Source organism: Pseudomonas sp. Ps21-P2 (assembly GCF_039672565.1).
Classification (GTDB): Bacteria; Pseudomonadota; Gammaproteobacteria; order Pseudomonadales; family Pseudomonadaceae; genus Aquipseudomonas.
Map to the genome: position 1 here is coordinate 1 of NZ_JBDFPL010000007.1, position 26201 is coordinate 26201.

The 26201-nt window shown below is 61.0% G+C and carries 24 protein-coding genes; 13 read left to right on the forward strand and 11 right to left on the reverse strand.

Features of this window, described 5'->3' with window-relative positions; all coding sequences use genetic code 11:
* Nucleotides 1–387: 387 nt before the first annotated feature.
* Both ABEH28_RS17890 and bfr read left to right on the forward strand, forming a co-directional pair.
* Entirely contained in the window at nt 388–606 is a 219-nt protein-coding gene (locus tag ABEH28_RS17890; RefSeq protein WP_065992556.1) for a bacterioferritin-associated ferredoxin, read from the forward strand.
* Between the two features lie 200 nt (nt 607–806).
* A complete protein-coding gene (bfr, locus tag ABEH28_RS17895) occupies nt 807–1283 on the forward strand; it encodes a bacterioferritin (protein WP_065992554.1) in 477 nt (158 codons plus the stop codon).
* A gap of 88 nt (nt 1284–1371) precedes the next feature.
* Here bfr and grxD read toward each other — a convergent pair whose 3' ends face one another.
* From grxD to ABEH28_RS17910, 3 genes are all read right to left on the reverse strand, one after another.
* Nucleotides 1372–1701, reverse strand: a complete 330-nt coding sequence (gene grxD, locus ABEH28_RS17900) for a Grx4 family monothiol glutaredoxin (protein ID WP_065992552.1) — start codon at nt 1699–1701, stop codon at nt 1372–1374.
* Between the two features lie 107 nt (nt 1702–1808).
* Nucleotides 1809–3917 (reverse strand): molybdopterin oxidoreductase family protein, encoded by a 2109-nt coding sequence (locus ABEH28_RS17905; protein WP_346630712.1) that lies wholly within the window; start codon nt 3915–3917, stop codon nt 1809–1811.
* Nucleotides 3918–4064: 147 nt separating this feature from the next.
* The gene (locus ABEH28_RS17910; RefSeq protein ID WP_192171588.1) at nt 4065–4367 is read right to left on the reverse strand and encodes a hypothetical protein; all 303 of its coding nucleotides are present in this window, start codon (nt 4365–4367) and stop codon (nt 4065–4067) included.
* Nucleotides 4368–4817: 450 nt separating this feature from the next.
* Here ABEH28_RS17910 and argF point away from each other — a divergent pair, with 450 nt between their 5' ends.
* Both argF and ABEH28_RS17920 read left to right on the forward strand, forming a co-directional pair.
* Nucleotides 4818–5738, forward strand: coding sequence for an ornithine carbamoyltransferase (gene argF / locus ABEH28_RS17915; RefSeq protein ID WP_346630713.1), 921 nt, complete (start codon nt 4818–4820; stop codon nt 5736–5738).
* Nucleotides 5735–6814 (forward strand): ABC transporter ATP-binding protein, encoded by a 1080-nt coding sequence (locus ABEH28_RS17920; protein ID WP_192171590.1) that lies wholly within the window; start codon nt 5735–5737, stop codon nt 6812–6814. Before argF ends, ABEH28_RS17920 begins: the two co-directional genes overlap by 4 nt.
* A 42-nt stretch (nt 6815–6856) precedes the next feature.
* Here ABEH28_RS17920 and ABEH28_RS17925 read toward each other — a convergent pair whose 3' ends face one another.
* Entirely contained in the window at nt 6857–7645 is a 789-nt protein-coding gene (locus ABEH28_RS17925; protein WP_346627491.1) for a PhzF family phenazine biosynthesis protein, read from the reverse strand.
* Nucleotides 7646–7753: 108 nt separating this feature from the next.
* Nucleotides 7754–8224: a Cys-tRNA(Pro) deacylase gene (ybaK, locus tag ABEH28_RS17930; protein WP_192171592.1), complete on the reverse strand. Its 471-nt coding sequence runs from the start codon at nt 8222–8224 to the stop codon at nt 7754–7756.
* Between the two features lie 297 nt (nt 8225–8521).
* Here ybaK and glpK point away from each other — a divergent pair, with 297 nt between their 5' ends.
* The 9 genes from glpK (at nt 8522) to ABEH28_RS17975 (ending at nt 19666) form a co-directional block, all read left to right on the forward strand.
* Nucleotides 8522–10027: a glycerol kinase GlpK gene (glpK, locus tag ABEH28_RS17935; RefSeq protein ID WP_192171593.1), complete on the forward strand. Its 1506-nt coding sequence runs from the start codon at nt 8522–8524 to the stop codon at nt 10025–10027.
* Between the two features lie 95 nt (nt 10028–10122).
* Complete coding sequence (locus tag ABEH28_RS17940; RefSeq protein WP_074888955.1) at nt 10123–10878, forward strand: DeoR/GlpR family transcriptional regulator; 756 nt, start codon at nt 10123–10125, stop codon at nt 10876–10878.
* Nucleotides 10879–11093: 215 nt separating this feature from the next.
* Nucleotides 11094–12665 carry a glycerol-3-phosphate dehydrogenase gene (gene glpD, locus ABEH28_RS17945; RefSeq protein WP_346630714.1) on the forward strand — a complete coding sequence of 524 codons (1572 nt, stop codon included), beginning with the start codon at nt 11094–11096 and terminating at the stop codon, nt 12663–12665.
* 398 nt (nt 12666–13063) lie between these two features.
* Nucleotides 13064–13978 (forward strand): glutamate/aspartate ABC transporter substrate-binding protein, encoded by a 915-nt coding sequence (locus tag ABEH28_RS17950; RefSeq protein ID WP_346630715.1) that lies wholly within the window; start codon nt 13064–13066, stop codon nt 13976–13978.
* Between the two features lie 117 nt (nt 13979–14095).
* Entirely contained in the window at nt 14096–14842 is a 747-nt protein-coding gene (locus tag ABEH28_RS17955; protein ID WP_346630716.1) for an amino acid ABC transporter permease, read from the forward strand.
* Nucleotides 14839–15507, forward strand: coding sequence for an ABC transporter permease subunit (locus ABEH28_RS17960; RefSeq protein ID WP_346630874.1), 669 nt, complete (start codon nt 14839–14841; stop codon nt 15505–15507). The genes ABEH28_RS17955 and ABEH28_RS17960 overlap by 4 nt, the downstream gene beginning before the upstream one ends.
* Nucleotides 15504–16238 carry an amino acid ABC transporter ATP-binding protein gene (locus ABEH28_RS17965; RefSeq protein WP_037012313.1) on the forward strand — a complete coding sequence of 245 codons (735 nt, stop codon included), beginning with the start codon at nt 15504–15506 and terminating at the stop codon, nt 16236–16238. The genes ABEH28_RS17960 and ABEH28_RS17965 overlap by 4 nt, the downstream gene beginning before the upstream one ends.
* Before the next feature lie 88 nt (nt 16239–16326).
* Nucleotides 16327–18225 (forward strand): ATP-binding protein, encoded by a 1899-nt coding sequence (locus ABEH28_RS17970; protein WP_346630717.1) that lies wholly within the window; start codon nt 16327–16329, stop codon nt 18223–18225.
* 115 nt (nt 18226–18340) lie between these two features.
* Nucleotides 18341–19666 (forward strand): sigma-54 dependent transcriptional regulator, encoded by a 1326-nt coding sequence (locus tag ABEH28_RS17975; RefSeq protein WP_192171598.1) that lies wholly within the window; start codon nt 18341–18343, stop codon nt 19664–19666.
* 227 nt (nt 19667–19893) lie between these two features.
* Here ABEH28_RS17975 and ABEH28_RS17980 read toward each other — a convergent pair whose 3' ends face one another.
* The 6 genes from ABEH28_RS17980 to ABEH28_RS18005 all read right to left on the reverse strand — a co-directional run bounded on the left by ABEH28_RS17980 (nt 19894) and on the right by ABEH28_RS18005 (nt 26109).
* Nucleotides 19894–20823, reverse strand: a complete 930-nt coding sequence (locus ABEH28_RS17980) for a PfkB family carbohydrate kinase (protein ID WP_346630718.1) — start codon at nt 20821–20823, stop codon at nt 19894–19896.
* The gene (locus ABEH28_RS17985) at nt 20813–22282 is read right to left on the reverse strand and encodes a cytosine permease (RefSeq protein ID WP_346627487.1); all 1470 of its coding nucleotides are present in this window, start codon (nt 22280–22282) and stop codon (nt 20813–20815) included. Before ABEH28_RS17985 ends, ABEH28_RS17980 begins: the two co-directional genes overlap by 11 nt.
* 159 nt (nt 22283–22441) lie before the next feature.
* Nucleotides 22442–23458 carry an ADP-ribosylglycohydrolase family protein gene (locus ABEH28_RS17990; RefSeq protein WP_346630719.1) on the reverse strand — a complete coding sequence of 339 codons (1017 nt, stop codon included), beginning with the start codon at nt 23456–23458 and terminating at the stop codon, nt 22442–22444.
* Complete coding sequence (locus tag ABEH28_RS17995) at nt 23455–24168, reverse strand: GntR family transcriptional regulator (protein ID WP_192171602.1); 714 nt, start codon at nt 24166–24168, stop codon at nt 23455–23457. The genes ABEH28_RS17990 and ABEH28_RS17995 overlap by 4 nt, the downstream gene beginning before the upstream one ends.
* 169 nt (nt 24169–24337) lie before the next feature.
* Nucleotides 24338–25006 carry a DsbA family oxidoreductase gene (locus ABEH28_RS18000; RefSeq protein WP_192171603.1) on the reverse strand — a complete coding sequence of 223 codons (669 nt, stop codon included), beginning with the start codon at nt 25004–25006 and terminating at the stop codon, nt 24338–24340.
* Nucleotides 25007–25116: 110 nt separating this feature from the next.
* Nucleotides 25117–26109 carry an alpha/beta hydrolase gene (locus ABEH28_RS18005; RefSeq protein WP_346630720.1) on the reverse strand — a complete coding sequence of 331 codons (993 nt, stop codon included), beginning with the start codon at nt 26107–26109 and terminating at the stop codon, nt 25117–25119.
* Nucleotides 26110–26201: the final 92 nt, after the last annotated feature.

A 26201-nucleotide genomic window follows, 5' to 3' on the forward strand; every position in this document is an offset into this window, starting at 1 on the left:
CGCGACTTGGGTGCAGGCTGAACGCAGGTCTCGCGGAGTGGGCCGAGCGGCATGGATGCCGCGAGAGCGCCGTCAGGACATGGATGTCCGTTCGGCGCGGGCCCACGGAGCGAGACCGGAGTGAAGGAACTCGACGAAGTCGGGCCCAACCAGGAGCAAGCACCCTTGGTTACTTGGGGTGCTTTTTCCAAGTAACTCGCCGAAGGCGAAACGTTCTGCCGTTAGGCAGGACCTATCTATGCATCTCTGCGTACGGGGAGTCAGCATTGGGACCCAGCTGACCACTCATCGGAGGTCACATCCAGAAGGCTGAGTAGTTTTGACAAGCATTCTCATTAACATTAGTATCCCTCGCATTGAGCCAATCACTCAGCGACGGTTTCTTATATGTATGTCTGCCTCTGCCAAGGTGTTACCGACGGACAAATCCGTGAAGCAATCATGGAAGGATGCTGCAGTTATCGTGACGTCCGCGAGACCCTGGGTGTCGCCAGCAAATGCGGCAAATGTGCCTGCCTGGCGAAGGAAGTGGTGCGTGAAACCCTGACCGAGCTGCAAACCAGTCATGCCGCCCTTGCCTACCCCGCAGAATTTTCAGCTGCCTGAATTACCGATTTCAAACAAAACCGGACACTGTCCGGTTTTTTTATGCCTTTAATTCAATCGCTTAGCAACAAGATGCGGAACACAAACATTCTTATTCCTATTTATTTTCACTTATTATTCAATAACTTAGGTTTGACAGAGTTATAGAGGGGGCTCAGACTTGCCGCCTGTATTACCTATACCTTCGACAGGACCCGATCATGAAAGGCGACATCACAGTCATCCAGCATCTCAACAAGATCCTCGGTAACGAGCTGGTCGCGATCAATCAGTACTTCCTGCATGCGCGCATGTACGAAGACTGGGGCCTGAACAAGCTGGGCAAACACGAGTACCACGAATCCATCGACGAGATGAAACACGCTGACAAGCTGATCAAGCGCATCCTGTTCCTGGAAGGCCTGCCAAACCTGCAGGACCTCGGCAAGATCCTGATCGGCGAGCACACCAAGGAAATGCTTGAGTGTGACCTGCGCATCGAGCGCAAGGGCCACGCCGACTTGAAAGCAGCCATCGCGCACTGCGAAACCGTTGGCGACTTTGGCAGCCGCGAGATGCTGGAAGACATTCTGGAATCGGAAGAAGAGCACATCGACTGGCTGGAAACCCAGCTGGGCCTGATCGACAAGGTCGGCATCGAAAACTACCTGCAATCGCAGATGGGCGAAGAGGACTGATTCCAGTCCCGGACATCGTCTTAAAGCATCGCCCAATAAAAAGCCCCGCGTCTTGGCAGAGAGCGGGGCTTTTTTGCGACTGCCGAAATCAGGCAGTAGCGTTCTTCGCAACAGCGTCTTTCACCAGTTTCTGCAGCGAACCGTCGGCCTGCATTTCAGTGATGATGTCGCTACCGCCGACCAGTTCACCACCGACCCACAGCTGCGGGAAAGTTGGCCAGTTGGCGTACTTCGGCAGATTGGCGCGGATTTCAGGGTTCTGCAGGATATCGACGTACGCGAACTTTTCGCCACACGCCATCAGTGCCTGAGAAGCCTTGGCCGAGAAACCGCACTGCGGGGCATTCGGAGCGCCTTTCATGTAAAGCAGAACGGTGTTGCTGGCAATCTGATCTTTGATCGTTTCGATAATATCCATGGAGCACCTCGGCTAAACTTTACGACTGTATGTGTCGACACGGTGGCGCATTCTAAACGATTCCCGAGCATAACGCTCGGTCTTGGCCTTGATCGCCCCGATGACCGTCATGCCGCCGCAACCGTAACCGGCACCCCGTTCAGCACGGCGTTACCGGAAACTCCGTCCAGCGCCCGCTCGTCAGTCAGGTCATTCGCGCTTTCACCTGGCTGTGCTGCCGCGATGTCCATTTTCACGCCCGGACGACCATGGCCCCAGCCATGGGGCAGGCTGACGACCCCGGGCATCATGTCGGCGCTGCCCATGACCTCGACCTCGATCACGCCGACCCGAGAGCTGACCCTGACCCGCTGTCCGTCTACCAACCCTCGGCTGAGCAAGTCGTCGGGGTGCATCAGCAACTGATGCCGCGGCTTGCCTTTCACCAGACGATGGTAATTGTGCATCCATGAATTATTGCTGCGCACATGGCGCCGACCGATGAGCATGAGGCCATCGGCGTGCGGAGCCGGCTGCGCGGCGAAGCGAGCAAGATCGGCAAGGATCACCGGCGGCGCGGCCTGCACGCGCTGATTGACCGTTTTGAGGCGCGCAGCGAGGTTGGGCTTGAGCGGGCCGAGGTCGAGGCCGTGGGGATACTGCGCCAGTGTTTCCAGGGACAACTTAAACGGCGAGGCATCACCATACAGCCCGGCGCGCAGACCGCGATCGACCATCTGCGCCGGCGGCATCGTCGGTTTTAGCTCGCGGCCGGTTTTCAATGCGAACGCCTGCGCGAGGCCGACGAAGATTTCCCAGTCGTGCAGCGCGCCTTCGGGCTTGGCCAGGATCGCGCGGTTGAAGCGGGTGACGTTGCGCACGGCGAACATGTTGAACGTGGTGTCGTAGTGGTCGTTTTCCAGCGCGGACGTCGATGGCAGGATGAGGTCTGCGTGCCGCGTGGTTTCGTTGATGTACAAATCGACGCTGACCATGAATTCCAGCCCTTCAAGCGCGGTGTCGAGCTGACAGCCGTTGGGTGTCGACAACACCGGGTTGCCCGCGACCGTAACCAGCGCCTTGATCTGCCCTTCTCCAGGGGTCAGCATTTCCTCGGCCAGTGCAGAAACCGGCAGCTCGCCGCCGTACTCGGGCAGTTGCGAGACGCGGCTCTGCCAGCGATTGAAGCTGCCGCCGGAGGTCGACGCCACCAGATCCAGCGCGGGCTCGGTGCACAGCGCACCGCCTGCACGGTCGAGATTGCCGGTGACCAGATTGATCAGTTGCACGAGCCAGTGGCAGAGCGTGCCGAACGCCTGAGTGGAAATACCCATACGCCCATAACACACCGCACTTTCGGCGGCGGCGAAGTCCCGCGCGAGCTGCCTGATCTGCTCGGCCGGCACCCCGCATCGAGGGCTCATCGCGTCGGCGTTCATCTCGCTGACCGCCGCGCGGACCTCCTCCAGGCCATCAACGGCAAGGTGGCTTTCACGGGTCAGGCCTTCGGCAAACAGGGTGTGCAGCACGCCGAACAGAAACGCCGCGTCGCCGCCGGGACGGATGAACAGGTGCTGATCGGCGATCGCGGCGGTTTCACTGCGTCGCGGATCGACCACGACGACTTTGCCGCCACGGGCCTGAATCGCCTTGAGGCGCTTCTCGACGTCGGGCACGGTCATGATGCTGCCGTTGGACGCCAGCGGATTGCCGCCGAGGATGAGCATGAAATCGGTGTGGTCAATGTCGGCGATGGGCAGCAGCAGGCCGTGGCCGTACATCAAATGACTGGTCAGGTGATGGGGAAGCTGGTCTACAGACGTTGCGGAATAACGATTGCGGGTTTTCAGCAGCCCTAGAAAATAATTGCTGTGGGTCATCAGCCCATAGTTATGCACGCTGGGGTTGCCCTGATACACCGCCACCGCGTTCTGACCATGGCGCGCCTGAATATCGGCCAGGCGCTCGGCGATCAGATCAAACGCCACCTGCCACTCGATCGGCTGCCAGTCGTTGCCAATGCGCTGCATGGGCTGCCGGAGGCGATCGGGGTCATTCTGGATATCTTGCAGCGCGACGGCTTTGGGGCAGATGTGCCCGCGACTGAAGGTGTCCTGCGCATCACCCTTGATCGAGGTGATCAGGGTGGTGGCGTCGTCCTGCAGGGTGGTTTCGAGGGTGAGGCCGCAAATCGCCTCGCACAGGTGACAGGCACGGTGGTGGAGAGTCTTGGTCATCGCCAGTCTCGAGTTTTTATAGGGCGATCAAGCCGATCGCGGATACAAAACTATGGGACCTGTCCGGGCGATGCGCCAGAAACGTCAGTGCCGTGAATCGGGCTGCATCAGGCGAGCCGATAGCTCACCCGATGAAGGAAGCGTCACTCAGGAAGCAGCGCCACCGATGGGCGTGACCACCTTGCGCTGCATCTGCACCTCATGAACCGTTTCGATCTGCTCCTGAGACACCTGGATGCCGGTGAGTTCGCCGATCAGCCGCCAGTGCTCGTCGAGTCCGGCGCTGATGGTTGCCATGCGATCGATCATCCGACGCCCTGCAGAACGTGTGACCTCGTCTTCGCTGCGCATCAGTTCGAACGACATCGACGTCATGGACGCCGTGAGGTGCGTAAGGGTTCGAGCCGTGAGCCCGAGCAGTTCCGTCAGTTGTTGCTCTTTTGAATCCATTCCCCACCTCTTTGGAGGACATAAGCGGCCTTTATAACCCACGCCGATGGTTTAGGAAACGTCCGGGTTTCCGCAGCGTGAAGCATGTCGCATAAGGCTGCACAGTGGTTTGCGACTGTTACGGATCAGGCAGTAATCGCAGCGACGCCAAAGGGTGTCACATGCGAGCGATCTGATCAGGACTAATGCGATGGCGAAAGGCCTGCGCAGAAACATGACTGTAGCACTTCGTTACATGAAAAGCGTCCTGCGAACGCCGCTTTCAGGCTACCGAACGTCCGACGACGACTTTCCGTCACGGCGGGCCTTGGCATCAGGCGACATTTTCTTATACCCTCGCGCCTTCCCTATTCGTCGCCCCGTGCGGCTTTCGCCGCAGGTCTCGGCCGTTTTTCCGAAAAAAACCCGGCTTTGAGGATCTGCGGTCTGTTGCAGACAAGGTAGTTAATGATGAGCCCAAGGCACTTTCTCTCGATGATGGACTACACCCCCGCTGAGCTGGTCGGGGTGATTCGTCGCGGCGTTGAGCTGAAGGACCTGCGAAATCGAGGCGTGCTCTTCGAGCCTTTAAAGGGCCGCATCCTGGCGATGATCTTCGAGAAATCCTCGACGCGGACCCGTGTCTCGTTCGAAGCCGGGATGATCCAGCTGGGCGGCCAGGCCATCTTCCTCTCTCCTCGGGACACCCAACTGGGCCGTGGCGAGCCGATTGCCGATGGCGCCCGGGTCATGTCGCGGATGGTCGATGCCGTGATGATCCGGACCTTTGCCCATAACAACCTCACCGAATTCGCCGCCCATTCCCGCGTGCCGGTCATCAACGGCCTGTCCGATGACCTTCATCCCTGCCAGTTGCTGGCCGACATGCAAACATTCCTCGAGCATCGCGGCTCCATCCAGGGCAAAACGGTCGCGTGGATCGGCGATGGCAACAACATGTGCAACAGCTATATAGAAGCAGCGATTCAGTTCGACTTTCAGCTGCGTGTCGCCTGTCCGGAAGGCTACGAACCCAGTGCGCATTTCCTGGCCCTGGCGGGTGATCGCGTGACCCTGACTCGTGCCCCCCACGAAGCGGTGAAAGGTGCGCATCTGGTCTCCACCGATGTCTGGACGTCGATGGGGCAGGAAGAGGAAGCCGCCAAGCGTCTGGCCCTGTTCAAGCCTTTCCAGGTCACCCGCGAAATGCTCGACCGCGCGGCTGAAGACGTGATTTTCATGCACTGCCTGCCAGCGCACCGTGGCGAAGAGATCAGCGAAGACTTGCTGGATGACCCGCGTTCGGTGGCGTGGGATCAGGCCGAGAACCGGCTGCATGCGCAGAAAGCCCTGCTTGAATTCCTCGTGGCGCCGGCCTTTACTGCCCCATGAGCCAGCCCCTGCTGCTGACCCTGCATAACCTCGCCTGCGGTTATCAGGACCAACGGGTGGTGCAGAACCTCAATCTGCACCTGAATGCCGGCGACATCGGGTGCCTGCTGGGTTCGTCCGGCTGCGGCAAGACCACCACCCTGCGCGCCATCGCCGGTTTCGAGCCGGTACACGAAGGCGAGATCACGCTGGCCGGCGAGGTCATTTCACGGGCCGGTTTTACCCTGGCCCCGGAGAAGCGCCGCATCGGCATGGTGTTTCAGGACTACGCGCTGTTTCCGCACCTCACGGTCGCCGACAACATCGCCTTCGGCATCCGCAACCATCCGCGCCAGAAGCAGGTGGTTCAGGAGATGCTGGAGCTGGTTAACCTGGGCGCACTGGGCGCGCGTCACCCTCACGAACTTTCCGGAGGACAGCAGCAACGTGTGGCGCTGGCCCGCGCACTCGCGCCGGAGCCGCAGTTGTTGCTGCTGGATGAGCCGTTTTCAAACCTGGATGGCGAGTTGCGTCGGCGCCTGAGCCACGAGGTGCGCGACATTCTCAAGGCCCGTGGCACCAGCGCGATTCTGGTGACCCACGATCAGGAAGAAGCCTTTGCCGTGAGCGACCATGTCGGCGTTTTCAAGGACGGTCGGCTGGAACAATGGGACACGCCCTACAACCTCTATCACGAGCCGGCGACGCCTTATGTCGCCAGTTTCGTCGGACAGGGTTATTTCATTCGCGGGCACTTGATCGATGCCGAGTCAGTGCAGACCGAATTGGGCGTGCTGCGGGGCAATCGTGCCTACGCCGGCGCGCGCGGCACCCCGATGGATGTGTTGCTGCGCCCTGACGACCTCATTCATGCGCCCGACAGCCCGATCAAGGCCCGCGTTGCGAGCCTGACGTTTCAGGGCGCGGCCACTTTGTATCGCCTGCAACTGCCGACCGGCACGCAGCTGGAGGCGTTGTTTCCCAGCCACGTGGATCTGCGCGCCGGGGATCAGGTCGGCTTCGAAGTCTCGGCCGAGCATCTGGTGCTGTTTCCAACCTCGGGCAGCGTGCCGGTGCATCGAGACGTCGCGATCTGAAGGCCTGTCATTCTCGATCAGGCACCTTCAGCCCCGCATCAACTATCCAAGTATCAACGCGCCGCTGGCCACCAGCGTCGCGTGCCCGCCAATCTTCACTCGGTCACCCTCCAGCCGGCAGAACAGCTCCCCTCCCCGCGCCGATGCCTGATAACCCGTCAGGCTGAACTTGTTCAGGCGCGCCGACCAGTAGGGAATCAGGCTGCAGTGGGTCGAGCCCGTGACCGGGTCTTCATTGATGCCGATGCCCGGCGCGAAGTAGCGCGAGACAAAATCGTAGCGTTCGCCGTCACCCTTGGCAGTCACGATCACACCCGGCCATGGCAACCGCGCGAGGGCGGCAAAGTCGGGTTTGCAGTCGCGAACCGCCTGCTCGGATTCCAGCACCACGAGCAATTCCGCAGCACTCAGCACGTCGACGACGGCGGTGCCGAGAGCCCGCTCGATATCCAACGTCACCCCCTGTTCGGCGGGCGGCATCGACGGAAAGTCCAGGACCAGCCGATGACTTTCACGGCTCACGCTCAGCGGCCCGGATTTACCGGTGAAGTGAATCACTTCGGCCTTCTCGCCGTACTTCTCGAACAGCACGAAGGCGCTGGCGAGGGTCGCATGCCCGCAGAGCGGCACTTCATGGGTCGGGGTGAACCAGCGGATGTGCCAGGCCGGGGCTTCACGGACCAGAAAGGCGGTCTCCGACAAATTGTGCTCGGAAGCAATCTGCTGCATCAATTGATCGGAAAGCCAGGCGTCCAGGCGGTAGACCATTGCCGGGTTGCCTGAGAACGGGCGGTCGGTGAAAGCATCGACCTGATGGAATTCAAGCTGCATGGAAGGCATCCCCGTGTAAAGAAATGCGGCGACCCGGTTCGGGCGCTGCGGATCTGCGGCCAGCATCACCGCATGAAAGGGTCAGGCATTTCTGACGAACCTGGCGAATCATTCCCGGCCAATCCGGGCAAAGGAGGCACCGGTGTGTTGTGCAAGTACGGCGGCGGGCAGCTCGACTTCAAGCCCGCGTCGACCCGCGCTGACAAAAATCGTCGCGAAGGGTTGAGCGGACTCATCAATGAAGGTGCGCAGCCTTTTCTTCTGTCCCAGCGGGCTGATCCCGCCCAGGAGATAACCGGTGGCACGCTGGGCGGCGGCGGGGTCAGCCATCTCTGCTTTTTTTGCGCCTGCGGCATGGGCCAGCGCTTTCAGGTCCAGCGAGCCCACGACGGGGACCACCGCGACCAGCAGCTCGCCTTTTTCGGTGCTGGCCAGCAGGGTCTTGAACACCTGAGCGGGGGCCAGATCCAGTTTTTCTGCCGCTTCCAGGCCATAGGAGGCGGCTTTGGGATCGTGCTCGTAACTGTGCACGCGATGTTCGGCGCGAACCTTTTTCAGTAAATCCAATGCAGGGGTCATGCAGTGCTCCAGACAGCCAGACACTTTCTTGTTTGCTGCCGATACTTTAGGCCATCGGTTATCGAAATGCCTGCGTTTGCGCAGGACTTATCCACTAATATCGGCGACTGGAAACTTTCATCGATAAGGTTCGCTTTCGACCTTTGACAAGGTTCGTTTACGTCTATATTTTTTCGAATACGAATATCCCGCTTGCTTCCTTGACGCCATCCCGGTATTCAGTGCGCAAAGGCACTTGGCACAGGCAACAAAACGGACGGCAGTTTCCGGAATCTCGTTTCATCACAGGCATTCACCATGACCGACACCGAAAATAAGAATTACATCATCGCTCTGGATCAAGGCACCACCAGTTCCCGCGCCATCATTTTTGACCGTGACGCCAACGTGGTGAGCAGCGCCCAGAGCGAGTTCGTTCAGCATTATCCCCAGCCTGGTTGGGTCGAGCACGATCCGATGGAAATCTTCGCGACCCAGACTGCGTGCATGACCAAGGTGCTGGCCCAGGCCAACCTGCACCACAACCAGATCGCCGCGATCGGTATCACCAACCAGCGCGAAACCACGGTGGTCTGGGAGAAAGACACCGGCCGGCCGATTTACAACGCCGTGGTCTGGCAATGCCGCCGCAGCACCGAGATCTGCCAGCAGCTCAAGCGCGACGGTCTGGAAGACTACATCCGCGACACCACCGGTCTGGTCATCGACCCGTACTTTTCCGGCAGCAAGCTGAAGTGGATTCTTGACCACGTTGAGGGCAGCCGCGAGCGCGCCCGCCGTGGCGAGCTGCTCTTCGGCACTGTCGATAGCTGGCTGATCTGGAAATTTACCGGCGGCAAGGTGCACGTCACCGACTACACCAACGCCTCGCGCACGATGATGTTCAACATCCATACGCTGGAGTGGGATCAGCGCATGCTCGACGTCCTCGACGTGCCCCGGGAGATGTTGCCGGAGGTCAAGTCATCGTCCGAAGTCTACGGCCACAGCAAAAGCGGCATCCCCATCGCCGGGATCGCCGGCGATCAGCAATCAGCGTTGTTCGGCCAGATGTGTGTCGAGCCGGGTCAGGCGAAGAACACCTACGGCACCGGCTGCTTCCTGCTGATGAACACGGGCAAGAAAGCCGTGAAATCCAATCACGGCCTGTTGACCACCATCGGCTGCGGTCCGCGCGGCGAAGTGGCGTATGCGCTGGAGGGTGCTGTATTCAACGGCGGCTCCACCGTGCAGTGGCTGCGCGACGAGCTGAAGATCGTGAACGATTCCATGGACACCGAATACTTCGCCACCAAAGTGAAGAACAGCAATGGCGTTTATCTGGTGCCTGCGTTCACCGGCCTGGGCGCGCCCTACTGGGACCCGTATGCACGGGGCGCCTTGTTCGGCCTGACCCGTGGCGTCAAGGTCGATCACATCATTCGTGCGGCACTGGAATCCATCGCCTACCAGACTCGCGACGTGCTCGACGCCATGCAACAGGACGCTGGCGAGCCGCTCAAGGCTCTTCGCGTTGACGGCGGCGCAGTGGCAAACAACTTCCTCATGCAGTTCCAGGCCGACATTCTCGGCACGCCGGTGGAGCGCCCGAAAATGCGCGAAACCACCGCACTGGGCGCGGCATACCTGGCCGGTCTCGCGATCGGGTTCTGGAGCGGGCTGGACGAGCTGAAGGGCAAGGCGGTCATCGAGCGCAAGTTCGAGCCGCAATGCGATGACGCCGAGAAGGAAAAACTGTACGCCGGCTGGCGCAAGGCGGTGGACCGTACGCGCGACTGGGAACCCCACGAAGAAGCTGAATAAGCGCGATCCTGAACGGAGCGGCGGAGGCATTTTTTCCGGCTGACAGGTAATGGCTGCCTGCGGCATCATGGGCGCCCGTGCCCGAAGGATAAAAAATGAATCTGCCACCCCGTCAACAGCAGATCCTCGAGCTGGTCCGTGAGCGCGGCTACGTCAGCATCGAGGAAATGGCGCAGCTGTTCGTCGTGACCCCACAAACCATTCGCCGCGACATCAATCAGCTCGCGGAAATGAACCTCCTGCGTCGCTACCACGGTGGCGCGGCCTACGACTCCAGCATCGAAAACACTGCCTATGCCATGCGTGCCGACCAGATGCGTGATGAGAAGCAACGCATCGCCGAGGCCATCGCTGCGCAGATACCCGATCATGCGTCGCTGTTCATCAACATCGGCACCACCACCGAATCCATCGCCCGGGCGCTGCTCAACCACAACCACTTGAAGATCATCACCAACAACCTGCACGTGGCGTCGATTCTCAGCGGCAAGGATGACTTCGAAGTGCTGCTGGCAGGCGGCAATGTGCGCCGGGATGGCGGCGTGGTCGGTCAGGCGAGCGTGGATTTCATCACGCAGTTCAAGGTCGATTTCGCCCTTGTGGGCATCAGCGGGATCGACGAGGACGGCAGTCTGCTGGATTTCGATTATCAGGAAGTGCGCGTTTCCCAGGCGATCATCGCCAACGCGCGTCAGGTGATTCTGGCTGCTGACTCCAGCAAGTTCGGCCGTAACGCGATGGTTCGCCTGGGGCCGATCACGCTGATCGACTGCCTGGTGACTGACCAGACGCCTGTGCCCGCACTGGCGCAACTGCTGACGCAGAACAAGATTCGGCTGGAAGTGGTTTAACCCTCGATCCATGGGCGAGCGCGATTCCAGCGCTCGCTTCACTTCCGATGTTCACTTTTGTTCCTTTCCTCGCTCTCCCATCAGTATTTTCAATAAATACTGAGTGGCTGTGTTCGCCTTATTGCGCTACTATTTTCGGAAATGAACATAAATGTTCGAATTCGCCCTCCCCATAGCGCAGCATTCGAACGCGATCGAACACTCAGGAGGCCCCGATGGCCCAGTCCAGTTTGCCGACCCCACCCCTTTCCGAGGTCTACGACGTTGCCGTGATCGGTGGTGGCATCAATGGTGTCGGTATCGCGGCAGACGCATCGGGCCGGGGCCTCTCGGTCTTTCTCTGCGAGAAGGATGACCTCGCCAGCCACACCTCGTCAGCCAGCAGCAAGCTGATCCACGGTGGGCTGCGTTACCTGGAACACTACGAATTCCGTCTGGTTCGCGAAGCGCTGGCCGAACGCGAAGTGCTGCTGGAAAAAGCGCCGCACATCGTCAAGCCAATGCGCTTCGTATTGCCTCACCGCCCGCACCTGCGCCCTGCGTGGATGATCCGCGCCGGGCTGTTCCTGTATGACCACCTTGGCAAACGCGAGAAGCTGGCAGCATCAAAGACCATTCGCTTTGGCGCCAACAGTCCACTGAACAGCTCGATCACCAAGGGCTTCGAGTACTCCGATTGCTGGGTTGACGATGCTCGCCTGGTGGTCCTCAACGCCATGGCCGCCCGTGAAAAAGGCGCGCACATTCATACCCAGACCCGCTGCCTGGGCGCCCGTCGCAGCGGCGGCGTGTGGCACATGAACATGGAACGTGCGGACGGCAGCCTGTTTTCCATTCGCGCCAAAGCGCTGGTCAACGCAGCCGGTCCATGGGTGGCCAAGTTCATTCGTGAAGACCTCAAGCTCGAATCGCAGTACGGCATTCGTTTGATTCAGGGCAGCCACTTGATCGTGCCGAAGCTGTATGAAGGCGAAAACGCGTTCATTCTGCAGAACGAAGATCAGCGAATCGTGTTCGCCATTCCGTACCTGGAACGCTTCACCATTATCGGTACAACTGACCGCGAGTACTCCGGCGATCCGGGGAAAGTAGCGATCACCGAAGGCGAGACCGATTACCTGCTGAAAATCGTCAACGACCACTTCAAGAAGCAACTCAGCCGCGCTGACATTCTGAGCACGTGGTCGGGCGTGCGTCCGCTGTGCAATGACGAGTCGGACAACCCGTCAGCGATCACCCGCGACTACACTCTGTCGCTGTCGGGCAGTGCTCAAGAAGCGCCGATCCTTTCCGTGTTCGGCGGCAAGCTGACCACCTACCGCAAGCTGGCGGAATCGGCGATGCAGCAACTCGCGCCGTTCTTCCCGCAGATGAAGCCAAGCTGGACCGCAAAAGCCAGCCTCCCAGGCGGTGAAAGCATGACCACGCCGCAGGCACTGGCCGCCGAGCTGCAACAGCGTTGCGCCTGGCTGCCGGCAGAGATCGCCAAGCGTTGGGCCATTACTTATGGCTCCCGCAGTTTGCGCATCGTGGAGGGCGTTCAGACACTGAGCGATATGGGCGAACACTTGGGCGGCGGTCTGTACAGCCGCGAAGTGGACTACCTGTGCAGCGAGGAATGGGCGACCAAGGCCGATGACATCCTGTGGCGCCGGACCAAGCTTGGTTTGTTCACCAATGCCCAGGAGCACGAGAACGTTCAGCGGTACCTGGACAATGTCGCAAGCAGCACCGGGGCGATTGACCGGCTTGACTGGTCAGTGTCGGCACCAAAGATCCACGCGTAATTTGCCAGACCAAATTCCCGGCTAAAGCCGGTCCTACTGAAATGACGCGATTTTGTAGGACCGGCTTCAGCCGGGAAAACGTCAGAAGTCACACGGCAAAACCATTGGCTACCCACTCTGAAACCCCTGCGATACCATTCGGATTCCCGAATACCCTCCCCCTCCCGATTCGGAATCCCGGACGGCCGAGTCCCTGTGCACACATCCCTTCTGCGTAAATATCCCTAACTTTCATGCGCTTAGCCCCAGTCACATCTCTGGCATGACTCATGCTCTACACTCTTGCACGATTGCTTCGATGTAGCGTGTCGCCTGACTGGGCCGCCGTTGAAGCGCTCTGAAACGATAGGGTCGTCCAACACCGGCCCAATAAAAAAAACAATGTCGAGGTAAACCAGATGCGCATCGTTCCCCACATCCTGGGCGCAGCCATTGCTGCCGCTTTGATCACCCCCCCTGTTTTCGCCGCCGAACTGACGGGCACTCTGAAGAAAATCAAAGAGTCCGGCACTATCACCCTCGGTCACCGCGACTCCTCCATTCCTTTTTCCTACATCGCTGACGCTTCCGGCGTGCCAGTGGGCTACTCCGCTGACATCCAGCTGAAGATCGTCGAAGCGATCAAGAAAGACCTGGACATGCCTGATCTGAAGGTCAAGTACAACCTGGTCACTTCCCAGACCCGTATCCCGCTGGTGCAGAACGGTACCGTCGACGTTGAATGTGGCTCGACCACCAACAACGCCGAGCGCGCCCAGCAAGTCGACTTCTCCGTCGGCATCTTCGAAATCGGCACCCGTCTGCTGAGCAAGGCTGACTCGTCCTACAAAGACTTCGACGACCTCAAAGGCAAGAACGTCGTGACCACGGCCGGCACCACGTCCGAGCGCATCCTCAAGGCGATGAACGCCGACAAGCAGATGGGCATGAATGTCATCTCTGCCAAAGACCACGGCGAGTCGTTCCAGATGCTGGAATCGGGCCGCGCCGTTGCTTTCATGATGGACGACGCCCTGCTCGCCGGCGAAATGGCCAAGGCCAAGAAGCCGACCGACTGGGCCGTTACCGGCACCCCTCAGTCCTACGAAATCTACGGCTGCATGGTCCGCAAGGAAGACCCTGCGTTCAAGAAAGCCGTCGACGACGCCATCGTTGCGACCTACAAATCGGGCGAGATCAACAAGATCTACGACAAGTGGTTCACCCAGCCGATTCCGCCAAAAGGCCTGAACCTGATGTTCCCGATGAGCGAACAGCTCAAAGCGCTGATCGCCAACCCGAACGACAAGCCGGCGCCGGACAAGAAGGCCTGAGTCCTTCGCTCCGCCATTCTGACAACGTGAAAAGCCTGACTTCCGGAGACGCACTGCGTCTTCGGGAGCCGCTACCTGGCGTGTGCGTGCATAACGATCGATAAGGGGGAGACCCTGATGAATTACAACTGGGACTGGGGCGTGTTCTTCAAGTCCACGGGCGTCGGCAGCGAGACCTATCTGGACTGGTACATCACCGGGCTGGGCTGGACCATCGCCATTGCCGTTGCTGCCTGGATCATTGCGTTACTCCTGGGCTCGGTGCTCGGGGTGATGCGTACGGTGCCAAACCGCATCGTTTCTTCCATCGCCGCGATTTACGTGGAAATTTTCCGTAACGTGCCACTGCTGGTGCAGCTGTTCATCTGGTACTTCCTAGTGCCGGATCTGCTGCCTGAGAATCTGCAGGAGTGGTACAAGCAAGACCTCAATCCGACCACCTCGGCGCTCCTGAGCGTTGTCGTGTGCCTGGGCCTGTTCACCGCCGCACGTGTCTGCGAACAGGTGCGCACCGGTATTCAGGCGTTGCCGGTGGGGCAGGAATCCGCCGCCCGTGCCATGGGTTTCAAGCTGCCGCAAATCTACTGGAACGTGCTGTTGCCCCAGGCGTACCGGATCATCATTCCGCCGCTTACCTCCGAATTCCTCAACGTGTTCAAGAACTCGTCCGTGGCGTCGCTGATCGGGCTGATGGAATTGCTCGCGCAGACCAAACAGACCGCCGAGTTCTCCGCAAACCTGTTCGAAGCCTTCACCCTGGCGACGCTGATCTACTTCACGTTGAACATGAGCCTGATGCTGCTCATGCGTCTGGTCGAGAAGAAAGTCGCGGTGCCGGGCCTGATCTCCGTGGGAGGTAAATAATGGACTTCTCTGGAGTGATTCCTGCGATTCCGGGCATGTGGAACGGCATGCTCATGACCTTGCAGTTGATGGCCATGGGCATCGTGGGCGGCATCATCATCGGCACGATTCTGGCGCTGATGCGGTTGTCGTCGAACAAGCTGGCCTCACGTATTGCCGGCGCCTACGTCAACTATTTCCGGTCTATCCCGCTGCTGCTGGTCATCACCTGGTTCTACCTGGCGGTGCCGTTCGTGCTGCGCTGGATCACCGGCGAAGACACGCCGATCGGCGCGTTCACCTCCTGCGTCGTGGCCTTCATGATGTTCGAGGCGGCCTACTTCTGTGAAATCGTGCGGGCCGGCGTTCAGTCGATTTCCCGTGGCCAGATGGGCGCCGCTCAAGCATTGGGCATGACCTACGGCCAGATGATGCGCCTGATCATCCTGCCCCAGGCGTTCCGCAAGATGACCCCGCTGCTGTTGCAGCAGAGCATCATCCTGTTTCAGGACACCTCGCTGGTCTACACGGTCGGTCTGGTCGACTTCCTCAACTCGGCACGCTCCAGCGGCGACATCATCGGGCGCTCCAACGAGTTCCTGATTGTCGCCGGTCTGGTGTACTTCACGATCAGCTTCGCCGCGTCGCGCCTGGTCAAGTTCATGCAAAAAAGGTTAGCCGTATGATTTCCATCAAAAATATCAACAAGTGGTATGGGGACTTCCAGGTGCTGACCGATTGCAGCACTGAGGTCAAAAAAGGCGAAGTGATTGTGGTCTGCGGCCCGTCGGGCTCTGGCAAGTCCACGCTGATCAAGTGCGTCAATGCGCTGGAGCCGTTTCAGAAAGGCGACATCGTTGTCGATGGCACGTCGATCGCTGACCCGAAAACCAATCTGCCGAAACTGCGCTCCCGCGTCGGCATGGTGTTCCAGCATTTCGAGCTGTTTCCGCACCTGACCATCACCGAAAACCTGACCATCGCGCAGATCAAGGTGCTGGGCCGCAGCAAGGAAGAAGCCACGAAAAAAGGCCTGCAACTGCTCGAACGTGTCGGCCTGTCGGCCCACGCCCACAAGCATCCGGGGCAGCTGTCCGGCGGCCAGCAACAGCGTGTGGCGATTGCCCGCGCGCTGGCGATGGACCCGGTGGTGATGCTGTTCGACGAACCGACCTCCGCGCTCGACCCGGAAATGGTCAACGAAGTGCTCGACGTAATGGTGCAACTGGCCCACGAAGGCATGACCATGATGTGCGTGACCCACGAAATGGGCTTCGCCCGCAAAGTGGCGGATCGGGTGATCTTCATGGACAAGGGTCAGATCGTCGAAGACTGCGAGAAGGAAGAGTTCTTCGGCGACGTCAACGCGCGTTCCGAGCGGGCTCAGCAGTTCCTCAACAAAATCCTGCAGCACTAAAAGCATTAGCCCTTCGAGGGCGTAAAAACCACCGGCCGCTCGTTCATGAATGATGAAACGAGCGGCTGGTCGGTCCAGGACGACTGTGATGAAATGCGACCCCCCTCTCTACCGCGCCGCGCCGCCATCACTCGCCGTGAAACCCCGACTGATCCGCCATCTGTTCGTGCCGCCGCTGATCATCCTGCTGATGATTGCGCTGGGTTACGTCACGTATCTGTACAGCGAGAAGAACGCCATCAAGGCGTTGGGTGAAAACGGTCAGCGTCAGCTGGAGCTGCACGCGCGCACCGTCGAGAGCGAGATCAACAAGTACAACTACCTGCCCAGCGTGCTGGAGCTGGAATCCAATGTTTCCGACCTGCTCAACAACCCGTCTGCGGAGTTGCGCGCCAAGGTCAACGATTACCTCGAAGGCCTGAACCGGCGCAGCCGCAGTCGGGCCATCTATGTGCTGGACACCACCGGCCGGGTGCTGGCGACCAGCAACTGGAGCGATGCCGACAGTTACCTCGGTGAAGACCTGTCCTTCCGTGCCTATTATCAGGACGCGATTCGCGGTCTGCCGGGCCGCTTCTACGGCATCGGCAGCACCACCGGCGAACCGGGTTACTACCTGGCCCACGGGCTGGAAGAGAAAGGCAAGATTATCGGCGTCGCGGTGATCAAGGTGCGGCTTGAAGCCCTGGAAGAACGCTGGCAGCGCGCGCGCCTGGAGGCGTTTGTCAGCGACGAGAACGGCATCATCATTCTCTCCAGCGACCCCGCCCGACGCCTCAAATCAGTCCGTCCGCTGACCGCCGAGATCAAGGAGCGGCTGGCGCGCAGTCTGCAGTATTACTGGTGGCCGCTCAACGAGCTGGTGCCGCTGGAACGTGAATCGATTGCCGACGGGGTCGAGAAGCTGACGTTTCCTGCAAACACCAGCGTCGATCACGAGCACACGGTGGTGAGTTATCTGGCGCAGACCCGCGAACTGGCTGACACGCCCTGGCACCTGACCCTGCTGACGCCGCTGGAAGACTTGCGCCGGGAAGCCGCCAATCAGGGCATGCTGGTCGCCGTCGCCTGCGCGCTGGTGGCGTTTCTGCTGATTGCCTGGAACGAGCGCCGCAAGGTGATTTCCACCCGCCTCGCCGCCCGGGAAGCGCTGGAACAGGCGAACAACGAGCTGGAACGGCGCATCACCGACCGCACCGCCGACCTTCGCGCGAGCAACGAACGCCTGAAGGGCCAGATTCGTGAACGTCGCCAGGCCGAGGAAACCCTGCGCCAGGCCCAGGATGAATTGATCCAGGCTGGCAAGCTCGCCGCCATCGGCCAGATGTCCACCAGCATCGCCCATGAACTGAATCAGCCACTGGCCGCGCTGCGCACGTTGTCGGGCAACACCGTTCGGTTTCTCGAACGGGGCGCGCTGGACACGGCGAGTGCGAACTTGCGCACCATCAACGATCTGGTGGATCGCATGGGCCGCATCACGGCCAGCCTGCGTGCCTTCGCCCGGCGCGGAGAAGACAAAGGTCAGGCGTCCCTGAGCAAGGCGGTCGAGGCTGCACTGCAGTTGCTGGCGGCGCGCCTGGACAATGCGTCATTGGAGCTGCATCAGCAGATCGATGATGTCGAACTGGCGATTGATCAGACCCGGCTTGAGCAGATTCTGGTCAACCTGATCGGCAACGCACTGGACGCCATGCAGGCGCAGCCGTTGCCGATTCTGTGGCTGGAAGGTGACGTGTTCGAGGGCCGCTATCGGCTGCGGGTGCGGGACAACGGCCACGGCATCGACGCCGAAGCGCGCAAGCATTTGTTCGAACCCTTCTTTACCACCAAGCCCGGCGAACAGGGACTGGGGTTGGGCCTGACGCTGTCAGCCAGCCTCGCCGCTGCGGCAGGCGGCACGCTCAACGCTGAAGACCCGGCCGAGGGCGGCACGATGTTCGTGCTGGTGTTGCCTCTGGTTGATCCCGGGGCGGCGGGTGTATGAGAGATCAACGCATTGCCGGACATTTTCGGAGCCTGTTTGCTCGGGAAAGCAGTGAGGCAGTCACCCTGTCCAAAAACCTGACACACCGCTTCGCGGGCACGCACTGGAATACACCATGAACACTGATCTGACGGTCCTCATCGTCGAAGACGACCCGCATGTCCTGCTTGGCTGCCAACAGGCGCTGGCGCTGGAAGACATTCACAGCCAGGGCGTGGGCAGCGCGGAAGAAGCGCTGGCGTTGGTCAGTGAGAACTTCGCCGGCATCGTCATCAGTGATATTCGCCTGCCGGGCATGGACGGGCTTGAGCTGCTCAAGCGCCTGAAAGAACGCGACCGGACCCTGCCTGTGGTGCTGATTACCGGCCACGGCGACGTGTCGATGGCCGTCGGCGCGATGCGCGATGGCGCGTACGATTTCATGGAAAAGCCCTTCTCTCCCGAGCGCCTGGTCGACGCCGCCCGCCGCGCCCTGGAGCAGCGCGGGCTGGCCCGGGAGGTCTGGTCGCTGCGCCGCCAACTGGCCGAGCGCAACTCCCTGGAAGGCAAGATCATCGGTCGCTCCCAGGCGATGCAGACCCTGCGCGCGCTGATCGCCAACGTCGCGGACACCTCGGCCAATGTCCTGATCGAAGGCGAAACCGGCACCGGGAAAGAACTGGTCGCCCGTTGCCTGCATGACTTCAGCCGCCGCCATGACCATCAGTTCGTAGCACTGAACTGCGGCGGCCTGCCAGAAAGCCTGTTCGAGAGCGAGATCTTCGGTCACGAGGCCAACGCGTTCACCGGCGCCGGCAAACGCCGCATCGGCAAGATCGAACACGCGCACAACGGCACGCTGTTTCTCGACGAAGTGGAAAGCATGCCGATCAACCTGCAGATCAAATTGCTGCGGGTGTTGCAGGAGCGCACGCTGGAGCGACTGGGGTCGAACCAGAGTGTGGCGGTGGATTGCCGAGTGATCGCGGCGACCAAGTCGGAGCTCAATGCGCTGAGCAAAGCGGGCCAGTTTCGCAGCGACCTGTATTACCGGCTGAACGTGGTGACCCTCGAACTGCCGCCCTTGCGCGAGCGGCGCGAAGACATCCTGCAGTTGTTCGAACATTTTCTGCAGCAGTCGTCGCTGCGTTTCGACCGTGAAGCGCCGCAGCTGGATGCACAGACCCGCTCGGCGCTGCTAGCCCACGACTGGCCGGGCAATGTGCGCGAGCTGCGCAACGTCGCGGAGCGCTACGCATTGGGCCTGCCGGCTTTCAAGACCGCCGGTGCGGAAGTCGCCACCCAGAGCCTTGATTTCGCCGAAGCGGTGGAAGCGTTTGAGAAGAACCTGCTGGGCGAGGCGTTGCAGCGCAGCGGCGGGAATCTCAGTCAGGCCAGCCAGGAGCTGGGCATGGCCAAGACCACGTTGTTCGACAAGGTGAAGAAATACGGGTTGGGGTGAGCACTATCTCCGCTTGGTGATTCTGGCCTTAGGAGGGCGCTCTGATCGAGCATGCCGACACCGCCGAGATATCTGCCGACACATGACCTGTGGGAGCGAGCTTGCTCGTGAAGGGGACGGGACATCCACCCCATATGCAGCGGTTGTAATGGCCTCTTCGTGAGCAAGCTCACTCCCACAAGGACCGCGTTATCTGCCCCACAAAGCGGCACATGGACGACCGGGTTTTAAAAGTCAGTGCGGCCCACTAGCTCATCCACCTCTGCCGCCGTCGGCGCAGTCGCCGGGCCCCAGCGGGTGACGGCAATGGCCGCAGCCGCATTGGCGCGCAATGCCGCTTGCGACGCTGAAAGCCCTGACGCCAGCCCGGCCAGCAACACCCCCGCATGGGCATCGCCGGCGCCGTTGGTGTCGATGGCCGTCACCGGAAACCCCCGAACGTGTCGGACCTCGGGCCCCTGACGAATCCAGCAGCCGTTCGGTCCGTCGCGCACAACAATCAGCGCGTCAGTGCGCAGCCAGTGCGCCAGCGTGTCGAGAGCGACATCGATCGTCTCGCACCCGGTGAAGCGCAGCGCCTCTTCGGCATTGCTCGTCCACAGCGTGATCAATGGCAACACCGCCGGCATGCCGGACGCCTGCGGCGAATCGATCAGCGGCCCCGGATCGAATATCACGCCCACCCCCGCCGGCAACCGCGCGAGCCAATCCAGCAGCGTCGACACCTTGCATTCGTGCAGCAAGCTGTAGCCACTGACGAACACGAAATCCTCAGCCTGCACATCAACGCCGCGCAGATCCTCAGCCGACAAACCGCCCTCGGCACCGACGTAAGAAATGAACGAACGCTCGGCCGAAGGCTCGATGAGCGCCACCGACAGGCCCGTGTCCTGAACCGTCGACGCCACCGCCGCGATGTCGATGCCTTCAGCCGCCATGGCCTGCCGCGCCAGATCGCCGAAACGCCCCGCGCCGTGGCGACCGAGGTACACCGTCGGCATACCGCTGCGCCGTGCCGCGGCCATCACGTTGAATCCGCCGCCGGTTTCGAAAGCCGCCGAACGGGCGAGCACATCGCCGCCGGAACGTGGCAAAGCGTCAAGGGCCATGACCAGATCGACCACGACCTGGCCCGTGTAGAGCAATCTAGCGGGCATGAACAACCTCTTTTGCAACGACACGACGGTCACGGGCACCGCCGAGCAAGGCATACAGACCACCCGCCACCAGGAAGGTGACGATCCAGCCCAGCCCGTTATGGCCAAACCATGAGTCCGACAGCAAGCCCTTGAATATCACGTTCTCCGGCGTGGTGGCGACGGTGGTGAAACTGTAACCGAGCACGATGGCCAGGGCCCACGCACCCAGCGCACGCCACTCGATGCCGCCGCGATACCAATAGGCGCTGCGCGGCGAAACGTCCATCAAGTCAGCCGGTGAGTAGTAGTGGCGGTGCATCAGGTCGACGATGAAGATCCCAACCCACGCGGTAATCGGCACGGCGAGCATTGAAATGAACGTGATGAAGGGGCCGTAAAAACTGTCGGCGATCAGCATGAAGTAAATCGATCCGGCGAAGATTGCCACGATGTCGACAATCACCGCATGCACGCGCTTGATCTTCAGGCCTAGCGTCAGCGTGGTCAGCCCTGCCGAGTACACCGACAGGTTATTCGAGAGCAGCAGCCCGCCGAACGCCGTGATCAGGTACGGCACGGCCATCCAGGTCGGCAGCAGCTCGCGGATCGCGATGATCGGATCGGTGGCCGACGCCAAGTGGTCGTTGCCCACCGACAGCAGTCCGCCCAGGGTGATCAGCAACACCAGCGGGATGCCGGCGCCGAAAGCCGCCGAGGCCACCAGCCGCGTGGCCTTGACGCTGCGATGCTGGTAGCGCGACATATCAGCGCCTGCGTTGGCCCAGCCGATGCCCGTGCCTGCCGCCATGGTGCCGATCCCGATGATCATCGCGCTCACCGGTGCAGGCGCAGCGTTGAACACAGCGGCCCAGTCGATGTGCGCGATCAGGAAGCCGCCGACGATCACGTTCAACGCGCCGAAGATGTACGTCGCCCATTTCTGGATGACCAGCAAAGTGGCATGGCCGAGGCCGGAAACGGTCAGTGTCATCAGCACGAAAATCGCGATGAACACCAGGGTCAGGCCCGGCGCACTCTTGGCCTCCACGGGCGTGGCGAAGAGAATCGAACACAGCGACAGCAGTACGAAAGCGGCGGTCGTGGTGTTCACGGTTTCCCAGCCCAGACGCGACATCAGCGAAACGATGGTCGGACCGATATTCCCGCGCACGCCAAAGATGGCCCGCGAGAGCGTAAGACTCGGCGCCCTGCCCCGGCGGCCTGCAATGGAAATGACCCCGACCACCGCAAACGAGCCGGCCGCGCCGAGGATCGCCACGATGATCGCCTGCCCGATCGACAGCCCGCGAAAGGCCACGAGCGTCGCCCCCAGCGGCAGACCGAGGATGCTGATATTGGCCGCGAACCACACCCAGAAAAGCTGCAACGGGTGGCCGTTGCATTCGTTTTCCGGAACCGGTTCGATGCCGCGTGTTTCAAGCTGACCTGCGCCTTGAGCGGCGTTGGATGACGTCATGTGAATGCTCCTGTGCCATTTGTTCTGGTTGTGGGCAGTGCGCAAAGCAAACGACATCCGTGTCAGCGTGGGCTTTTGCAGGCTGCAAAAACCCTGGCTCGCCGCTGCATAGAGCCGCGAGGTAGGTCTTATTCGTTAAACGGGCTGGCGTGGGTCGGATCAGACCCCGCGCAGGGACAGCAACTGCTCGACAACCGGATACAGGTCGAGTCCGTTGACGGTCTGGATCTGTTTGATCAGCGGCTCAGGCCAGGCGCCCATGCCGGCGCAGGCACCGAGCATCGCCCCGAGAATGGCGGCGATGGTGTCGGTGTCGCCGCCCAGGCTAGCGGCCATGCACAGCGCATCGAATGCCGAGACCTGCCCGCGAGCCAGGTGATGCGCGAGGGCGAAGGCCGCGACCACCGATTCCTGGGAGGCGACCGACGTGCCGATCACGTCATAAATCAGATCGGGCAGTTGTTCGTTGCTGCACCCGGCGCACAGGTCTCTGGCCCACTGGATGCGCGCGGCGATGCGGCCCCCGGCGATCCAGTAGCCGAAGCCCTCGGCCTCTCGGGCGATGCGCGCGCCGACCTCCAGGGCTTCGCCGAGGCTGGCACCGCTGATGCCCGCCGAGACCACCGCGGCCACCGCCGCTGCGCTGGAGATGCCGAGAGTAGTGTTGTGGGTGACCTGGCAGGCCTGTTTGACCGCCTCGATGAAGCGCGCTTCTTCGCGCACATCAAAGGCAATGCCCACCGGCGTGATGCGCATGGCGGCGCCGTTGGTGGTGCCGAAACGCCCGGCCTCCTCAGGGCTGTGCCCGGCCAGAATCATCTCGATGGCGCGCTTGGTCGAAGGGCCCAGCAGGTCTTGCGACCCTTTGGCCTGCATCACCGCCTCCCAGTCAATCAGGTGTTGCGCCAGGTCCGAAGGCTCGATGCGCCCTTCTCCGGCAACCAGCAATTCGGCGACCAGGACCGCCTGCTCGGTGTCGTCGGTGATCGACCCGGCGGGCATGTTCGGCGCAATCGGCTGATCGGCACCGGCGGCCTGCAAGGTTGTGATGCGGTCGAATCGCTGCCTGATCTGCTCGCGACTGAGGGACTGCGTTGGCATGCCCAGCGCATCGCCCAGTGCCAGTCCGTAGAAAGCGCCGAGGCCTCGGTCGCGGGTGTCGATCAGTGCGGTCATGTAGACGATCCAAAAGCCAGATGCAGACGAAAATGCACGGGGTCCAGAAGACTTTCCACGTGCTCCATGAAACGTTCGCGGCGATCGAACGTGGTGCGCGTCGCCTTGAGAAACACCGAGCCCGGCTGCCGCAACATCAGTGCCGCGTCATCGTTGCTCAGGGGCTCGGCGCCGATCCACTGATCGCCCCGATCACCGACATAGCCGTGGGCGGCCAGCGTGACTGTCAGCGAATCTTCGATCAGCCCGTCGCGGGGCAGATTTTCCAGGCCGTCGCAGGCCGGAATCAGCACACGCTCCAGGGAAACCACGCTGCCATCCCCGGCAGTTCGACGGCGATCCAGCGCGATGAACTCGGCTGTGCCAAACCGGCCCGCCAGATCAGGCCGCTGCACCGCCACCAGACGCAGAATCTCGGTGCTGACCTTGGCGCCGGTGTCGGCCAGGGCCTGTGCCCACCCGGCACGCTGATCCAGCGAGATGCCGTCATAGGTCACGATCGAACCGACGCCGGTTTGCGTGGCGATGTAGTTGCGTCGCTTGAGCTCGGACAGCGCTTCCCGGAGCGTGCCACGGCTGACGTTGAATTCCTGCGCGAGCAAGTTCTCACCGGGCAACAATTCGCCCGACCCCATCTGGCCGCTCTCGATGCGTCGCGCCAGCTCATCCACCACGCGTTTTTTCTTGTCGAATCGAACCTGTCTAATCATGTACAAATTGATATCCGAAAGTGGCTGGGAGGAGCAAGTGTTTTTTGAAATGCAATGGTCGATGAGTAACAGCAGATGACGGTCAGCAGCGCGCGTGTTGATAAGTGTCCAAAGCCTGAGAGCCCGGAATACCCACAGGCGCGCTGCCCGTCATGGTCGACTACCCGCTTTAGTCGACCGGGTTAACCACGCTCGATTCTTCGCCCACGATCTGACGAATGGCGCTGACGAACACGTCGACAGGCTGCCCACCGGAAACGGCGTACTGGTCGTTGAAGACGATTGTCGGCACCGAGCTCACGCCCCGCGATACCCACAATTGTTCCAGTTCGCGAACTTCGCTGGCGTACTGGTCGCTGCCCAGCAAGGCCTCGGCGCGCACTCGATCCAGGCCCACTTTCTGCGCGACATCCGCCAGCACCTGATGGCTGGATACGTTGGCATGCTGGCTGAAATAGGCGGTGAACAGCGCTTCTTTCAGCGCGTGTTGCTTGCCTTCCAGCTCGGCCCAATGAAGCAGTCGATGGGCGTCGAAGGTGTTGAATATGCGTCGCTCGCCCTGCTTGAAGACAAACCCGAGTTCTGCGCCGCGCTCGCGAATGTTTTCGGCATTGGCCTGGAATTGCTCGCGGGTCGAGCCGTACTTTTCGGCTATGTGCTCGAAGATGTCCTGGCCTTCCGGCGGCATCTGCGGGTTGAGTTCGAAGGGCTGGAAGTGAATGTCGGCTTGAACTTCATCGCCCAGATGCTCGAGCGCCTGGTCCAGCGCGCGCAGGCCGACGATGCACCAAGGGCAGGACACGTCGGAGATGAAGTCGATTTTCAGCGGAATGCTCATGGCAGCCTCGTGCAAGAGAGGAAAAGCTGCACGATACGCCGATCACGACGGCGCTCACACCCTACACCGGCGCGCTTGTTCTCAAGCAGCGGATCAAGCCCGCCGCTGCATCAGAGCTGGGCGACGTGGGAAGCGTCCTCGCGATGCTCGCGTAAATACGGCAACACCGCCGCCAGCAACGGGGCTTTGAAGGCTTCCTGAAAACGGTGGGCCAAGCCGGGAATGAGCTTCAGTTGACTGCCCTGAATGTGCGCCGCTACATGAATGCCATGCATCACTGGCAACAGCGGATCCGCCGTGCCGTGCACGACAAGCGTCGGCACCCGCAGACGATTCAACAGCTCCACGCGGCTGGGTTCAGCGAGGATCGCCAGAATCTGCCGTTTCACGCCTTCAGGATTGAACGCCCGGTCGTAGGAAACCGCCACCTGATGCAGCAGCATTTGTCGATCATCCTTGACCTGCGGGCTGCCCAACGCAGCCAGCAAATCAGCCTGCTGCTCGAGTGCGGTCTGCCGGTCCGGCGCGCCACGACGGGCGAGCAGTTGCAACAACGCCGGGCTGGGCATCGGCAGGCCGGGCGCGCCGGAGCTGGTCATGATCAGCGTCAGACTCTCCACGCGCTTGGGCGCCATGTCGGCCAGATGCTGCGCAATCATGCCGCCCATACTCGCCCCCAGCACATGGAATTGCTGAACATGCAGCGCATCCATCAGGCCTAACGCATCCTGAGCCATGTCGGTCAGCGAATACGGCGCCGACACCGGCAGGCCGATCTTGTAGCGCAGCACTTCATAGGTGAGGTTGGCGCTGGAGGGAGCCTGGACCCAGGTCGACAATCCGACATCCCGGTTGTCGTAGCGAATGACCCGGAAGCCCTGCTGACACAGGGCGACGACCACCTCATCCGGCCAGTGGATCAACTGCCCGCCAAGCCCCATGACCAGCAGCAGCGCCGGATCGGAATCACGCCCGATGCTCTGATACGCCAGGTGCACGTCATCGAGCTCGGCCACTTGCGTGGGAACGTCAACATCGCATCGAGAGGCCGCAAAAGACGGCAGGCTGCACAAGAGCGCAGCCAGAAAAAGTAAAACCCGCATGGAAAAACACCGACACACAGAACCCCAGTAGGCCGCGAGTCTGATGAAGTTTGCTCAAGCGCGCTGCCACAGTTGCGTGACAGTTTGATGAA

Coding starts and splice junctions, on each gene's coding strand:
- ABEH28_RS17890 (WP_065992556.1), top strand. CDS start 388: ATGTATGTCTGCCTCTGCCAAGGTGTTACCGACGGACAAATCCGTGAA.
- bfr (WP_065992554.1), top strand. CDS start 807: ATGAAAGGCGACATCACAGTCATCCAGCATCTCAACAAGATCCTCGGT.
- grxD (WP_065992552.1), bottom strand. CDS start 1,701: ATGGATATTATCGAAACGATCAAAGATCAGATTGCCAGCAACACCGTT.
- ABEH28_RS17905 (WP_346630712.1), bottom strand. CDS start 3,917: ATGACCAAGACTCTCCACCACCGTGCCTGTCACCTGTGCGAGGCGATT.
- ABEH28_RS17910 (WP_192171588.1), bottom strand. CDS start 4,367: ATGGATTCAAAAGAGCAACAACTGACGGAACTGCTCGGGCTCACGGCT.
- argF (WP_346630713.1), top strand. CDS start 4,818: ATGAGCCCAAGGCACTTTCTCTCGATGATGGACTACACCCCCGCTGAG.
- ABEH28_RS17920 (WP_192171590.1), top strand. CDS start 5,735: ATGAGCCAGCCCCTGCTGCTGACCCTGCATAACCTCGCCTGCGGTTAT.
- ABEH28_RS17925 (WP_346627491.1), bottom strand. CDS start 7,645: ATGCAGCTTGAATTCCATCAGGTCGATGCTTTCACCGACCGCCCGTTC.
- ybaK (WP_192171592.1), bottom strand. CDS start 8,224: ATGACCCCTGCATTGGATTTACTGAAAAAGGTTCGCGCCGAACATCGC.
- glpK (WP_192171593.1), top strand. CDS start 8,522: ATGACCGACACCGAAAATAAGAATTACATCATCGCTCTGGATCAAGGC.
- ABEH28_RS17940 (WP_074888955.1), top strand. CDS start 10,123: ATGAATCTGCCACCCCGTCAACAGCAGATCCTCGAGCTGGTCCGTGAG.
- glpD (WP_346630714.1), top strand. CDS start 11,094: ATGGCCCAGTCCAGTTTGCCGACCCCACCCCTTTCCGAGGTCTACGAC.
- ABEH28_RS17950 (WP_346630715.1), top strand. CDS start 13,064: ATGCGCATCGTTCCCCACATCCTGGGCGCAGCCATTGCTGCCGCTTTG.
- ABEH28_RS17955 (WP_346630716.1), top strand. CDS start 14,096: ATGAATTACAACTGGGACTGGGGCGTGTTCTTCAAGTCCACGGGCGTC.
- ABEH28_RS17965 (WP_037012313.1), top strand. CDS start 15,504: ATGATTTCCATCAAAAATATCAACAAGTGGTATGGGGACTTCCAGGTG.
- ABEH28_RS17970 (WP_346630717.1), top strand. CDS start 16,327: ATGAAATGCGACCCCCCTCTCTACCGCGCCGCGCCGCCATCACTCGCC.
- ABEH28_RS17975 (WP_192171598.1), top strand. CDS start 18,341: ATGAACACTGATCTGACGGTCCTCATCGTCGAAGACGACCCGCATGTC.
- ABEH28_RS17980 (WP_346630718.1), bottom strand. CDS start 20,823: ATGCCCGCTAGATTGCTCTACACGGGCCAGGTCGTGGTCGATCTGGTC.
- ABEH28_RS17985 (WP_346627487.1), bottom strand. CDS start 22,282: ATGACGTCATCCAACGCCGCTCAAGGCGCAGGTCAGCTTGAAACACGC.
- ABEH28_RS17990 (WP_346630719.1), bottom strand. CDS start 23,458: ATGACCGCACTGATCGACACCCGCGACCGAGGCCTCGGCGCTTTCTAC.
- ABEH28_RS17995 (WP_192171602.1), bottom strand. CDS start 24,168: ATGATTAGACAGGTTCGATTCGACAAGAAAAAACGCGTGGTGGATGAG.
- ABEH28_RS18000 (WP_192171603.1), bottom strand. CDS start 25,006: ATGAGCATTCCGCTGAAAATCGACTTCATCTCCGACGTGTCCTGCCCT.
- ABEH28_RS18005 (WP_346630720.1), bottom strand. CDS start 26,109: ATGCGGGTTTTACTTTTTCTGGCTGCGCTCTTGTGCAGCCTGCCGTCT.